16 protein-coding genes are annotated in these 13,410 nt (G+C 59.1%); all 16 read left to right on the top strand.

The genetic code is table 11. The annotated features are described in order from the left end of the window. Window positions 1–4 precede the first annotated feature (4 nt). The 16 genes from ACPLPM_RS17300 (at window position 5) to ACPLPM_RS17225 (ending at window position 13,398) form a co-directional block, all read left to right on the top strand. Window positions 5–451 carry a 4Fe-4S dicluster domain-containing protein gene (locus ACPLPM_RS17300; RefSeq protein ID WP_424358020.1) on the top strand — a complete coding sequence of 149 codons (447 nt, stop codon included), beginning with the start codon at window positions 5–7 and terminating at the stop codon, window positions 449–451. Further along, on the top strand, window positions 448–720 hold the full coding sequence (locus tag ACPLPM_RS17295; RefSeq protein WP_424358019.1) for a hdrC-like protein: 273 nt from the start codon (window positions 448–450) through the stop codon (window positions 718–720). Before ACPLPM_RS17300 ends, ACPLPM_RS17295 begins: the two co-directional genes overlap by 4 nt. Further along, window positions 717–1,592 carry a CoB--CoM heterodisulfide reductase iron-sulfur subunit B family protein gene (locus tag ACPLPM_RS17290; protein WP_424358018.1) on the top strand — a complete coding sequence of 292 codons (876 nt, stop codon included), beginning with the start codon at window positions 717–719 and terminating at the stop codon, window positions 1,590–1,592. Before ACPLPM_RS17295 ends, ACPLPM_RS17290 begins: the two co-directional genes overlap by 4 nt. Beyond that, entirely contained in the window at window positions 1,589–1,861 is a 273-nt protein-coding gene (locus ACPLPM_RS17285) for a hypothetical protein (protein ID WP_424358016.1), read from the top strand. Before ACPLPM_RS17290 ends, ACPLPM_RS17285 begins: the two co-directional genes overlap by 4 nt. After that, on the top strand, window positions 1,845–3,419 hold the full coding sequence (locus ACPLPM_RS17280; RefSeq protein ID WP_424358015.1) for an NADH-quinone oxidoreductase subunit C: 1,575 nt from the start codon (window positions 1,845–1,847) through the stop codon (window positions 3,417–3,419). Before ACPLPM_RS17285 ends, ACPLPM_RS17280 begins: the two co-directional genes overlap by 17 nt. Next, window positions 3,416–4,357 (top strand): respiratory chain complex I subunit 1 family protein, encoded by a 942-nt coding sequence (locus ACPLPM_RS17275; protein WP_424358014.1) that lies wholly within the window; start codon window positions 3,416–3,418, stop codon window positions 4,355–4,357. The genes ACPLPM_RS17280 and ACPLPM_RS17275 overlap by 4 nt, the downstream gene beginning before the upstream one ends. After that, complete coding sequence (locus tag ACPLPM_RS17270) at window positions 4,354–5,016, top strand: 4Fe-4S dicluster domain-containing protein (RefSeq protein ID WP_424358013.1); 663 nt, start codon at window positions 4,354–4,356, stop codon at window positions 5,014–5,016. The genes ACPLPM_RS17275 and ACPLPM_RS17270 overlap by 4 nt, the downstream gene beginning before the upstream one ends. Before the next feature lies 1 nt (window position 5,017). Continuing rightward, window positions 5,018–5,425: an NADH-quinone oxidoreductase subunit B family protein gene (locus tag ACPLPM_RS17265; protein ID WP_424358012.1), complete on the top strand. Its 408-nt coding sequence runs from the start codon at window positions 5,018–5,020 to the stop codon at window positions 5,423–5,425. A gap of 37 nt (window positions 5,426–5,462) precedes the next feature. Then, window positions 5,463–5,906 carry a GNAT family N-acetyltransferase gene (locus ACPLPM_RS17260; RefSeq protein WP_424358011.1) on the top strand — a complete coding sequence of 148 codons (444 nt, stop codon included), beginning with the start codon at window positions 5,463–5,465 and terminating at the stop codon, window positions 5,904–5,906. Between the two features lie 178 nt (window positions 5,907–6,084). Continuing rightward, a complete protein-coding gene (locus ACPLPM_RS17255; RefSeq protein WP_424358010.1) occupies window positions 6,085–7,920 on the top strand; it encodes a PAS domain S-box protein in 1,836 nt (611 codons plus the stop codon). A 132-nt stretch (window positions 7,921–8,052) separates the two neighbouring features. Further along, window positions 8,053–9,447, top strand: coding sequence for an ATP-binding protein (locus tag ACPLPM_RS17250; protein ID WP_424358009.1), 1,395 nt, complete (start codon window positions 8,053–8,055; stop codon window positions 9,445–9,447). 383 nt (window positions 9,448–9,830) lie between these two features. Next, window positions 9,831–10,370: a pyruvate ferredoxin oxidoreductase subunit gamma gene (locus ACPLPM_RS17245; RefSeq protein ID WP_424358008.1), complete on the top strand. Its 540-nt coding sequence runs from the start codon at window positions 9,831–9,833 to the stop codon at window positions 10,368–10,370. 1 nt (window position 10,371) lies between these two features. After that, entirely contained in the window at window positions 10,372–10,659 is a 288-nt protein-coding gene (locus tag ACPLPM_RS17240) for a 4Fe-4S binding protein (protein WP_424358007.1), read from the top strand. Beyond that, window positions 10,660–11,859 carry a transketolase C-terminal domain-containing protein gene (locus ACPLPM_RS17235; protein ID WP_424358006.1) on the top strand — a complete coding sequence of 400 codons (1,200 nt, stop codon included), beginning with the start codon at window positions 10,660–10,662 and terminating at the stop codon, window positions 11,857–11,859. It begins immediately after the preceding gene. Next, window positions 11,860–12,789, top strand: coding sequence for a pyruvate synthase subunit PorB (gene porB / locus ACPLPM_RS17230; protein ID WP_424358005.1), 930 nt, complete (start codon window positions 11,860–11,862; stop codon window positions 12,787–12,789). A 3-nt stretch (window positions 12,790–12,792) separates the two neighbouring features. Next, the gene (locus ACPLPM_RS17225) at window positions 12,793–13,398 is read left to right on the top strand and encodes an IMP cyclohydrolase (RefSeq protein ID WP_424358004.1); all 606 of its coding nucleotides are present in this window, start codon (window positions 12,793–12,795) and stop codon (window positions 13,396–13,398) included. Window positions 13,399–13,410: the final 12 nt, after the last annotated feature.

Below are 13,410 nucleotides of genomic sequence, written 5' to 3'. Positions count from 1 at the left end.
GCTTATGACTGATATAATCATCCACGATCCTGCATTGTGCACAGGCTGCAGGCAATGCATGACCGCATGTTCTTTTAAGAAGTACAGGACGTACAACTATAATCTCTCGATGTGCAAGGTCCTGGAAGACCCCAGCGGGGGCTTTGTCAGGGTGCACTGCCACCACTGCAGGGACCCGATGTGCGCGGCTGCCTGCCCCACGGGAGCGTGCAAGAAGGACGAGAAGACGGGGTTCGTCACCATCGATCAGATGCTCTGCATCGGCTGCAAGTCCTGCATGTACGCGTGCCCGATCTCCATCCCGCACATCGGCAGAGGGCTGAAGATCATGGTCAAGTGCGACATGTGCGCGGGCGACCCGGAGTGCATCAAAGTTTGCTCGCCAAAGGCGATCAAGGTGATGTCCAGAGAAGACGCTGCCACTAAGATCAAGGAGATTGAAAGCAGATGACCGAGCTATACCCGTGGCGAAAGGCGGTAAAAATCCCGCTCCCGCCGACCGTCAAGCCCCAGCTCATCAGGCACTTCTCCATAGGCCTGCTCTACCCGGTGACGGACGAGCTGAAGGAAGCAAGAGAGAAGGCCGGGCTGGACCCGATACCTCCGACCGCCCACAGGTACACCGAAGCGGTGGAGGATATCCGGAAGATCGTCAAGGCCATGGGCGTGGACAAAGCCGTAGGCCTGGACCTGGGCCGCATGGAGTACCGGTACAAATGACCGCAAAATACTCGCATTTCCTCGGCTGCGTGATGCCCGCCAAGATGCCCTGGGCCGAGGCGGCGATCATGAAAAGCATGCCCCGCATGGGCGTCGATGTCGTCTACCTGGAGAAGTCGACTTGCTGCCCCAGGGCCGGCGTGTGGATTTCGGTCGACCGGAGAGTCTGGCTGACACTGGCCTCCTACAACCTGCTGCAGGCGGAGCAGCAGGGCCGGGACGTGATGGTCTCCTGCAACGGGTGCTACGTGACGCTCTACGAGGCCAACAAGGTCCTCCACGAGGAGCCGAAAGCCCTCGAAGAGGTCAACAGCTACCTGGCGGCCGCCGGCAAAGCGTACCAGGGCAACGTGAGGATCCGGCACTACCTGGAGGTCCTGTACGAGGACGTGGGAGTGGAGCGGATCAGGAAAGAGGGCAAAAAGCTTAACCTCCGCGTCGCCATTCACCCCGGCTGCCACATGCGCATCTTCCCGGACGGCAGGCTGGTCCGGTACTTCACCGAGATCCTGGAGGCAATGGGAGTCACGATCGTGCCCTACGGGCTGGAGCAGATGTGCTGCGGCCTGCAGGCGAACCTGGCGGACAAAGACTTCGCCACCTACGACCGGGCGAAGAAGAAGCTAGACCGGATAAAGGAAACGGACGTCGACGCGCTGGTGCTGGTCTGCGCCGGGTGCTATGACCAGTTCGAGCGAGTGATCTCGACGCTCCGCAAAAAAGACGGCTACGACTTCAACGTGCCGGTGGTCCACCTCGGCGAGCTGATCGCCTCGTCGTTCGGCCTGAAGCCCGACGAGTTCGGCATGCGCTACATGCGGACTGCCCCGGTTGACAGGCTCATGGAAAAACTGGAGAACCCGAAGAAATGAAACCCTACTTCAAGATCGCACTGGTCATCCTATCGCTGAGCGTCATCGGAGCGCTGCTTGTCGGCACCGACCTGGCGCTGTTATTCTTATTCGCCGAGCTGGCTTCGCTGGTTTCCTTCTACATGTTCTTCTCGGTGATCATCCCTTCCCTCTTCCCGGAGCACCACCGGGTGGAGGAGAACTTCAACTGCGGGGCGGACGAGATGTACCTGAACTCTGAAGAGGCCTACGCGCCCAACGCGCCTTTCGGGGGTGTCAAAGATAAATAGCCTCGCAAACGGTTTGCAGGTCCTGGAGATCGGCCCGGATGACCTGAGGGCCTCGGCCAGAAGCCTGCTCGCCGACGGCGGCAGGATGATCTACGCCACGGGCGTCGACAAGGGCGTCGAAGGCATCAGAGTCGACTACTACTTTGGCTTCGACCACCTGGAGCCCGGGCGTCACACTATCCTGCGCACCTTCCTGGACCGGGAAAACCCCGTGCTGAAGTCCGTGACGACGCTGACCCCGCAGGCTGACTGGGCGGAGCGGGAGATGATCGAGTTCCTGGGCGTCAGGGCAGAGGAGCACCCCGACCCCCGCCACCTGTGGCTGCCCATCAACTGGGAACAGATGCACACCGAGGTGGCCCCGCCGGAGGAAAAGAAGCCGCAGTCCATCCACGCGAGCGACCACATCACCACCATGCCGGTCTCGACGGTGCCGTACGGCCCCTACCACCCGGCCTTCATCGAGAGCAACTACTTCAAGATGGCAGTGGAGGACGAGATCGTCCGCAAGGCGGACCTGAAGCTGGGATTTAATCACCGCAGCATCATCAAGCTCATGGAGCGCAGGGACTACTACAAGGACATCTACCTGGCAGAGAGAGTGTGCGGCCTGTGCAACGCTCACCACGCCATGTCCTTCTGCCTGGCCGTGGAAAACATCGCCCAGGTCAGCGTCCCGAAGCGGGCTGACATCCTGAGAACTTTGTTGTGCGAGATGGAGCGTATTCAGAGCCACCTGATGGCGATCGGCATCCTTGGCGACCTGGTAGGCTACAAGACCATGCTCATGCAGTTCCTGCGGATCAGGGAAGACATCCAGGACTGCCTGGAATTAGTATCCGGCCAGCGGGTAACCCACGGCATGGTCACGCTGGGCGGGGTCAGGAGAGACGTCAGTCCCGCGCAGTCGAACTTTGTCAACGCAAAACTCGCCTCGATGAAGAAGGGAGTACAGCTCCTGTACGACGAGATGCTCTCCAACGACGTGCTCATAGGACGCCTCAAGAACGTGGGCGTGCTGCCCCCCGAAGAAGCCGTGCGCCTCGGCGCAGTCGGGCCCACGGCCAGAGGCTCAGGCCGCCGCCTCGACGTGCGGAAGAACACGCCTTACGCTTTCTACGAAAACCTGGACTGGGACATCGTCACCGAGAACGGGTGCGACTCCCTGGCCCGGGTGGAAGTCAAGATGCGGGAAGCGCTGGTCTCGATCAGCATCGTGGAGCAGTGCCTGGAAAAGCTCAAGACCGCTCCGCCGGAGATCCTCACCCAGCTACACGAGCTGCCATGCGCCGAAGCGCTGGGCAAGACCGAGCCGCCCCGGGGAGAACTCCTCTACCACGTGGCCTCGAACGGGACCAACACCCCGGAGTTCGTGCGCATCCGGGTGCCGACCTTCATGACTGCCTACATCATGCTCCGGCTGCTGCACGGCTCTTACGTGGCTGACGTGCCGGCTATCATGGGCAGCATCGACCCGTGCTACTCGTGCACCGACCGGGTCACCGTCCACAAGGACGCGAAAGTCATAGTGAAGAGAAAAGGGGATGGCACGCCATGATCGACCTGTCCTGGCTCAACCCTTTCCTCGCGTTCAGCATCGGCATCTTCCTCGCCTTCAACATGCGCAAGGTCTTCGCCAGGGTGCAGTCCCGCCGGGGCCCGCTGATTTGGATGCCGAAGGCGTGGCACGACATCAACCGCACCAAAGTGCTGCAGCCGCTCTACGACATCCTGAAGCTGCTGAGCAAGAAGACTATCCTGCCCACGACAGCTACGCCCTTCTTCACGATCGGGCCGATCATCGCGCTGGTCTTCGCGCTGGCGCTCACCCTGTTCGTGCCGGTGGCCGGCCTTGCTTTCGACTACTCGTTCAGCCTCGTCGTCATCTTCTACCTGCTCATCGGCGTCACCATGTGCATCATCATCGGAGGCACTGCCAGCGCATCCCTGTTCGCCGCCATCGGCGGGGTGAGAGAGATCGAGCTGATGCTGGCCAACGAGATACCCTTCATCCTGGGCACCTTCGCCCTCGCCATCACCTATGATACGCTCTCGGTCCAGGCCATGATGGGCCCGAACCTGCTCTCCAATCCGTTCGCGGCCGCGGCGTTCTTCATCGCCATGCTGGTGAAGCTCCACGTCCGGCCCTTCGACATCGCCGAGGCAGACTCGGAGATCGTGGGCGGGTTAACTACGGAGTACAGCGGCAAGCTGCTAGGCATCCTGGAGATCACCAAGGTGCTGATGCTGTTCTCGCTGTCCGCCTTGTTCGTGGACCTGTTCCTCTGGGCTCCCAAAGACTGGGCGCTCCCGGGCCTGGCCTCGTGGGCGCTGTTCCTCGCCGGAGCCTTCGTGGTCAGCGTATTGATCGGAATCGTGAACGCCCTGTTCGCCCGGTTCCGCATCGACCAGGCCACGAAGTGGCTGTTCACAGTTTCAACCGCGCTCGGCATCATCGCCATCGGCTGGGCCGTGGCATGGAGGTTCGTACTATGAAGGGAAGGTTTGCGGCATTCACCGGGCTAATCGCCAACTTGTTCAAAAAGCCGGTCACGGTCGACGAGGACTACGGGTTCCTGGCCGAGACCTACCGGGCCATGCCCCGCCGGGACGAGGAGAAGTGCACCGGCTGCGGCGCCTGCTTCGAGCGGTGCTCCAGCGGCGCCACGAAGCTCACCGACGCGGAAGGGCAGCGCACCGTCACCATCGACGGCAATAACTGCATCTTCTGCGGCAGGTGCGCGGACGCCTGCCCGGAGCACGCGCTGAGCCTGACCTTCGAGCCGAAGACTCCGGAAGAGGCGCAGGCCAGAGAGGAAAAGCTCGCGAAAGCAGGCCTCGCAGAAGATATCCGCGCTAAGGTGGAGGCCAGCGCTCCTGAGTCCATGGAGAGAGTGAACCTCGCCCATTACGGCAACGAGCCTGCTCCGACCACCGACACTTCGCTGAAGCTACAGCGGTGCAGCGTCTGCGGAGAAGTCATGCCTGTCACGGAAAAGTTCCTGCAGGCCGTCCGCAACCGCACGCTCACGAACTTACAGCCGGACACCGCTAAGATCATCGAGAAAGACATGGAAAAATACCTGACCGCCTGCGTCGAGTGCAGGCAGAAGCACAGCCTGATATGGGACACGCACCCAAGGAAGTGGATCTGACATGAACATGATCAAACGATCACCCTGGGTTTACCACGCCCATGCCGGAGGCTGCGTGGGCTGCGACATCGAGCTCGTAGCCTGCCTGGGGCCCCGGTACGATTTAGAGCGGCTGGGCGTCAGGCTGGTGCCATCGCCCAGGTATGCGGACGTGCTGCTGGTCACCGGCCCCGTTCCTCTGCATACAAAGCCGTTCCTGGAAAGGGTGTACGCCCAGACTCCAGAGCCCAAGAGAGTCATAGCCATAGGTGCGTGCGGCTGCTCCTGCGGCGTCTTCATCGACGACGAGAACTACTCCATCGCCGGGCCGGTGGACAAGATCATCCCGGTGGACGTGAAGATCCCCGGATGTCCGCCGAAGCCGGAAGCCATCATCGAGGGCATCATGAAAGTGCTCCGCATGAAATAGCCTGAATTGGCCAGGAAGACTCACGGTGGCGGTAGTCATGGAAGTCCGGATGATCGGGGAAAACAAGAAGCAGTTTTTAGATTTGCTCCTGCTGGCGGACGAGCAGGAGAGCATGATCGATCGATACCTGGGCCGCGGCGAAATGTTCGCCCTGTATGACGGCGACCTGAAAAGCATCTGCGTGGTGACCCGGGAAGACGAGGCCACGTGCGAGCTAAAAAGCCTGGCAACCTACGAAAGGTACCAGGGGCAGGGCTATGCCAGCCTTCTTGTCAGGCATATACTGGAACACTACAAGGGCAGTTGTGAGACCATGATCGTGGGCACCGGAGACAGCCCGTGGATCATCCGGTTCTACGAGAGCTGCGGCTTCACTTACTCTCACAGAGTCAAAGACTTCTTTACCGATAATTACGACCACCCGGTTTTTGACGGCGAGGTTCGGCTGACAGACATGGTTTACCTGAAGAAAGCCCTGTAGCCGGCCACTGACGGGGGAGAAGTATGTACCGGCCGGCAGTGCCCGCCCATAACGGCTTCAGGCCACAACGGCCTCCGGCCGCAAAATCCCTTGTTTTCTTTTAAAGACATGCGGTCCAATATTACCATGTCCGGAGATGTCTCTACTGTGACACCCGGAGGGCAGGCTTGTTCGCTTCATGTCGACAAAAGAAAATCCTGCTGGCGCAGATATCCCGCCAGTGCGGCTGCTACTGGCGGAGTACCGCCATTACCTGATCGTAGCGCTTATCCTGGCATGTATAGCCATTGCTCTTTACGTTAACATAATCTACGGTATCGAGACTGTTTACACCCACTTTTTCTACCTGCCGATCATCCTCGCGGCGGTCTGGTACTACCGGAAGGCAGTATTTCTGGCCTTTTTCCTCGCCCTGCTACATATTTACCTGGGCGTCCAGGCCACAGGATCTATAGTGCCAAGCACGCTCATCAGGGCGACTATGTTCGTTATGGTCGCCGCCGTCATCGGGACTCTGTCTGGTACAAGGGAAAGGCTGTTCGAGAGGGTCAGGAGGTCCGAAGAAGAGTTACGAAGCATTTTCGACGGAGTATCCGATGCGATCTTCATCCATAACATAGACGGCAGCATCATCGACGTCAACGCCAGGATGCTCCAGATGTACGGGGTGTCCGAAGAAGAAGCCCGTCATCTGTCGATCGTCCGGGACTACTCCAGCCCCGGTAACCCTCTGAACGAGCTCGACACTATCTGGGGCGAGGTTATCTCCGGCAATGACCGCATATTCGAGTGGATTTCCAGGAGGCCGCACGATGGCTCAACTTTCCCGGTCGAGGTTTACCTGCGCAAGATCCGGCTCAGAGGGAGGGATGTCATCCTGGCGACGGTCAGGGACATATCGATTAGAAAGCAGGCAGAAGGGGAGCGTAACCGGCTGGCCAAAAATCTCAGGCTGCTGCTGGAGTCCACCGACGAGGGCATCTACGGCGTCGATACGCGCGGGGTGGGCACTTTCATCAATAAGTCTGCCGCAGAGATGCTGGGCTATAAGGCAGAAGAGCTGATCGGGCAGGAGACCCACAAGATAGTACACAGTAAGTATCCGGATGGCTCGCCGTTCCCCCCGGAAGCCTGCCCGGTGATAAAGTCGATACAGACCGGGGAGGGTATCCGGGTCAGCAACGAGGTCTTCTGGCGCAGGGACGGGACATGGTTTCCAGTAGAATACTCGTCGAACCCCATCAGAGAGGACGATCGGATTACCGGAGCCGTTGTTATCTTCTACGACATCACCGCCAGGAAGATCACAGAGAAAGATCTCCAGGAGGCAAAAGCGCGGGCAGAGCTGTACATCGACCTGCTGGGGCACGACATCAACAACCTCAACCAGCAGGGCATCGGGTACCTCGAAGTCGCCATGGATACGATAGAGCTGGACGAGGGAAGCAGTAACATTCTGCAGCGAGCCCTGGACGCGATGAAAAACAGCTCCGCGCTCATCCAGAACGTGCGCAAGATCCAGCAGATCGAAGCGGAGAAGCACCCGCACGAGACCATCGACCTGGGCGAGATACTGTCAAAAGTAGCCGCCGAGTTCGCGGAGGTGCCGGGCCGGGAGGTACACATCAGGTACCAGCCGGTCACCGCGTGCTGCGTCAACGCCAGCGTGCTGATCAGAGAAGCCTTCTGGAACCTGGTGAGCAACGCGATAAAGCACTCTGTTGGCCCTGTGACGATCACTATCCAGATCTCGAAAACAGGTGAAAATGGAAAGCCGTTCTACAGAGTCGACATCGAAGATTCCGGGCCTGGCATACCCGACGAGCTGAAGAAGAAGCTGTTCAGCCGGAAGGTCAGGGGCACATCCCGGACCTCGGGCACCGGCCTCGGCCTGTTCCTGGTCAAGACGCTGGTCGACGATGCCGGAGGCAGAGTCTGGGTGGAAGACCGGGTACCAGGTGACTATACCCGGGGAAGCCGGTTTGTCGTGATGCTGCCCGAGCACGGGGCTTAAATATAGCCCGATATACTCGCATTCTGGTCAAACCTTAATAATATATACTACAGGTGCTTATATACTAATTATTGTCGTTGCCAGCCGTATCGGGGAGGCTTCTGGCTGACAGCGGTCACAGAGGTATGGTGAATGGTAGAGTACCGCAAGTATGTAGTAGGCTTGCTGGTATCAGCGAGCACGATAGTCGCCCTCTATGTTAACCTGTTCCTGGGCATAGATACCGTATACACCCACTTATTCTACGTGCCAGTGGTACTGACAGCCATCTGGTACTACTGGAAATCCGTGTACCTGGCAGGATTTTTAAGCGCCCTCCACATCTCCATGGGGGTGTACCTGACGGGCACGATCGTGCCGGGAACAATGATCAGAGCATTTACGCTGCTGGTAGTCGCCCTGATAGTAGCCATGCTCTCCGAGGCCAGCAGCCGGCATTACAGCCGGATACAGCAGTCATCAGAGGAAGACCTGAAGGGAGTTTTCAACAGCGTCGACGAGGCGATCTTTATCCACGACATGGACGGGAAAATCGTGGAGGTCAACGATCGGGCTACTCAGATATACGGGGTTCCGAGGGATCGGGCCATGAAGCTCTCGCTTGCAGACTACTATTCCTCTCCCGATACTCCGGGCGGCCGTTTCAGGCAGGCGTGGGACAAAGCCCGGTCGGGAGAAGACCAGCTGTTCGAATGGACCTCCAGGAGGCCTGCCGACGGCACCACCTTCCCCGCGGAGATCAGCCTGCACAGGATCAGGCTCCGGGATAAAGACGTCATCATCGCTTCCGCCCGGGACATCACCTATCGTAAGCAGGCTGAGGAAGACCTGAGCGAAGCCCGAAAGCGGGCAGAGCTATACGTTGACCTGATGGGCCACGACATCAACAACCTCAACCAGGTCGGCATCGGCTACCTCGAGATGGCCCTCGACACGCTGGACGGCGACGACGAGAGAAAAGCCCTCCTCCGACAGCCCCTGGAATCGATGCAGCACAGCTCGAAGCTCATCGATAACGTCCGGCTGCTCCAGAGCATCCAGGCCGAAGGGCGCAGGCAGGAAATAAAGAACATCGGCAGCCTGCTGGCAGAGGTCAAAGAGGAATATACAAGAATCCCGGACAGAGCCGTATTGATCGACTACCGGCCTGTCGATGACTGTCATGTCATGGCCAGCCCGCTGTTAAAAGAAGCCTTCAGAAACATAGTCGACAACGCAGTCAAGCACTCGGCCGGACAAGCCCTGATCAGGATCACCCTCGAGAAGACCACTGGTACGGACAAGCACTGCTACCGGATCAGCATAGAGGACAGCGGCCCGGGCATACCCGACCCGGTCAAAGAGCAGCTGTTCACCCGGTCGATCAGCGGCAGAGCCCGCACCAGAGGCAGCGGCCTGGGGCTCTTCATCGCCCGGATACTGGTAGAGGACGCCAAAGGCACCATCCGGGTCGAAGACCGCATCGCCGGGGACTACACCAAAGGCAGCCGGTTCGTCATTACATTACCAGCGTGCGGGGGACGGTGAGTTGACAGACGATCGCTGCGCTGTGCGTATCTGATTGCTCATATGGCGTGAGACAGCGCAGCGTTCGTCCACGTTCACGAGCGCATTTGCATACTGTTCACCTTTGAAGCCGGACATCCGCCCCGGACCTGATATCGTCACTTGACGTACCCCCCAATCGCATTGCTCATCGAATAAAAATATGTCTGATTTCCTGCCTTATATCTGACTTCGGCCACGGTAAACCTGTAAGCTGCACCTGACAAATTTTATATAGACAATATTATATACTTTAATTATGTGACAGACACTTCTAATAGTGTCGATTGTTTCACAAGGCTTATTTAGGAAAACCACTATTCTACATGTAAAATCATTAACAAATGCGCAATGGAGGACGTAGGTTGAAAGAAATTAGGATTCACGGGCGCGGAGGACAGGGATCAGTCACTGCGGCTGAGCTCATCGCGGTCGCCGCGTTCGAGGACGGGAAATGGAGCCAGGCGTTCCCGTACTTTGGCACCGAGCGTCGAGGCGCGCCGGTCACGGCATTCGCCCGCATCGCAGATAAGCAGATACGCGTCAGGAGCCAGATTTACGAGCCGGACTACGTTATCGTACAGGACCCGTCTCTGATCCACGCCGTGGACGTAGCCGGCGGGATGAGGGAGAGCGGGCTGCTGCTCATCAACTCGGAGAAGAAACCCTCCGAACTCAAGCTCACTACTAAGGCACGGGTGAAGACTTTCGACGCCACCAAGCTGGCGCTCGAAGTCATCGGCCTGCCCATCGTCAACACTGCCCTGCTGGGCGCCTTCGCCGGCGCGACCGGGGAGATCCGGCTGGAGTCGGTCAACAAGGCCATCCGGGGCAGGTTCGCCGGCAAGATCGCCGACAAGAACATCGCCGCCGTCAAGCGGGCGTTCGAGCTCATGGAGGAATAACATGGCGGAATTCAAGCAGAGACTCACCACGGGCCTGGTCGCCATGCCGGGCACCTCGATGCAGTACCACACCGGCGGGTGGAGGACGTACAAGGCCGTCATCAACCAGGAAAAGTGCATCGGCTGCAAGCGGTGTGCAGACTCCTGCCCTGACGGGGCCCCCTTCGAGTGTGCCCACGACGGCAAGAAGAAAAAGTTCTGCATCAACTACGATTACTGCAAGGGCTGCGGCGTCTGCGCCTACGAGTGCCCTGTCGACGCGATCGAGATGGTCGTGGAGGAGAAATAAATGGCAAAGATGGCAGTCATGGAAGGCTCCCACGCAATAGCGGAAGCCGCAAAAGTTTGCAGGCCGGCAGTCGTGTCGGCGTACCCGATCACCCCCCAGACCCACATCGTCGAGGACATCTCCCAGATGATCGCCAACGGCGACCTGACCAACTGCGAGTACGTCAGGACCGAAAGCGAGTTCTCGGCGGCCTCCGTTATCCAGGGCGCCCAGGCAGCAGGTGCGAGGACTTTCAGCGCCACCGCCTCCCAGGGCGCACTGCTCATGTACGAGGTGCTGTTCAGCATCGCCGGCATGAGGCTCCCCTGTGTGATGGCGATGGCCAACAGAGCAGTCTCCTCCCCGATCAACATCTGGAACGACCACCAGGACGCAATTAGCGCAAGAGACAGCGGATGGATCCAGATCTGGGCAGAGGACAACCAGGAAGCTGCAGACATGATCATCCAGGCGTACAAGATCGGCGAAGACCCGAGGATCATGCTACCCGTCATGGTCAACCTCGACGGCTTCCTGATCACTCACCTGTACGAGCCGGTGGAGACGTACGACCAGAAGACGGTCGACGAGTTTTTACCTCAGTATAACCCGCAGTACAAGCTCGACCCGAAGCAGCCGGTCACCATGGGTGCGCTGGCCCAGCCCGAGTACTACACCGAGGCCAGGTACATGGTGCACGACGCCCAGATCAAGGCCAAGAAAGTCATCGAAGAGGTCGCGGCCGACTTCGGCAAGAAGTTCGGCAGGTACAAGGGCGGCTTACTTGACACCTACAAGATGGAAGGCGCCAAGATCGCCTTAGTGGCCATGGGCTCCATCATCGGCACCATGAAGGACACAGTCGACGAACTGAGGGAAGCAGGAGTCCCGGTTGGCATCGTCAAGATCAGGACCTACAGGCCGTTCCCCGTAGAAGCTCTGCGTGCTGCCCTCAAGGACACGGAGATCGTCTGCGTGCTCGACCGGAACATCTCCCTGGGAGGAGAAGGCGCAGTCTTCACCGACCTCAAGGGCGCGCTCTACAACGCGAGCCACTCACCTACAATGTTAGGCTTCATCATCGGCCTCGGCGGCAGAGACACGACTGTAGAGGACATCAAGAACATCGTCAAGAAGGCCCAGGCCAAGCTCGGAGGCGAGCGGGTGTCTGAGCTGGAATGGTATAAACTGGACGTGGACATACTCCCGGAGGGAATATAAATGGCGGCACTTGAAGACCTGTTCGCATCGGGCCACAGGGCTTGCGCCGGCTGCGGCTGCGCCCTGTTCCTGAAAACTCTGCTGAGGGTAACCGGCCCCGACGTGATCATCACCAACGCGACCGGCTGCATGGAAGTCGTCTCGACTCCCTACCCCGAGACCGCGTGGAAGGTACCCTGGATCCACTCGCTGTTCGAGAACTCCGGACCTGTAGCGGCCGGCATCGAAGCGGCGCTCAAGGCCACGGGAAGAAAGGGCAACACCAAGGTCATCGCCCTCGGTGGCGACGGCGGCACCATCGACATCGGGTTCGGCAACCTGTCCGGTGTCATGGAACGTGGCCACGACATCCTGTACATCTGCTACGACAACGAGGCGTACATGAACACGGGCATCCAGCGCAGCGGCGCCACCCCGTACGACGCCAACACGACCACGACGCCGTCGGGCAAGATCTCCTTCGGCAACCAGCGGCCCAAGAAGAACGCCCCGGCCATCATGGCCGCCCACGGCATTCCCTACGTGGCCACCACCTCCATCGGGTACCCGGCTGACTTCACCAGGAAGATCCGCAAGGCGCTCTCGATCGAAGGCCCGAAGTACATCCAGGTCCACGCGACCTGTACGCCTGGCTGGGGCATCGACAGCGCGCTGTCCATCGAAATCCTCCGCCTCGCCGTAGAGACCGGCTTGTATCCGTTATACGAGTACGAGAACGGCCAGATCACCAGCGTCAAGAAGATCAAGGACAGGAAACCCGTAAAAGAGTACCTCGAGAAGCAGAAGCGGTTCTCCCATCTGTTCAAGATGGCGGGCGGCGACAAGGAGATCGAAAAGATCCAGCACATCGCCGACCTCAACGCCAAGCACTTCGGGCTCGACGTCGAGCCGGCGAAGCCGGGCGCAGCACCTGCGAAGAAGGAGGAGTAACCGGTGTACGTCGGCCGGTTCGTCACCATAGGCAAAACGAACGGCAAGCTCTGGGCAGGATACCGGGTATCCTCTCGCTCCTTCCCTAACCGCTACGCCGTAAAGCTGGGCAATGATAAAGTCGCCATCATGCCCAAAGACGTCAAGGATCTGGAGAAGAGCCCGTACATCTCCTACAACTGCATTCGGGTGCTCCCAAGCGTGGCAGTCGTCACCAACGGCTCCCACACCGACGCCATCGTCGAAAAGATCGAGATGGGCTACCCGATCAGGGACGCGCTGGCGCTGAGCCTGCTGGCCATGGACTATGAGAAAGATTCTCTCGATACTCCGAGAATCGCCGCAGTCGTCTCCAGGCACGTCGCCTACCTGGGAATCGTCACCAAGGACGGCCTCAATGTCAGCACCTTCCCCATGGGGGAGAACGAGTGCCTGATGGTGGCCACGTACGAGAAGACCATGTTCTCCCGCCTGACCGTAGATGCGTCCTCCGCGGAAGAAGTGGCCAGGAAGATGTTCGATTTAACGTTCGAGAAGCCGGTCTGTGCAGCCGGCGCCTACCAGGTCGACGACCACTTTGAGCTGGGAATATATAACGGGCCGCAGTGATTGCAGGCCTGT

This window comes from Methanocella sp. MCL-LM (assembly GCF_049676595.1).
Classification (GTDB): domain Archaea; phylum Halobacteriota; class Methanocellia; order Methanocellales; family Methanocellaceae; genus Methanocella_A.
Note: the sequence above shows the minus strand (reverse complement) of the source record. Positions and strands in the feature narration are given on the sequence as shown.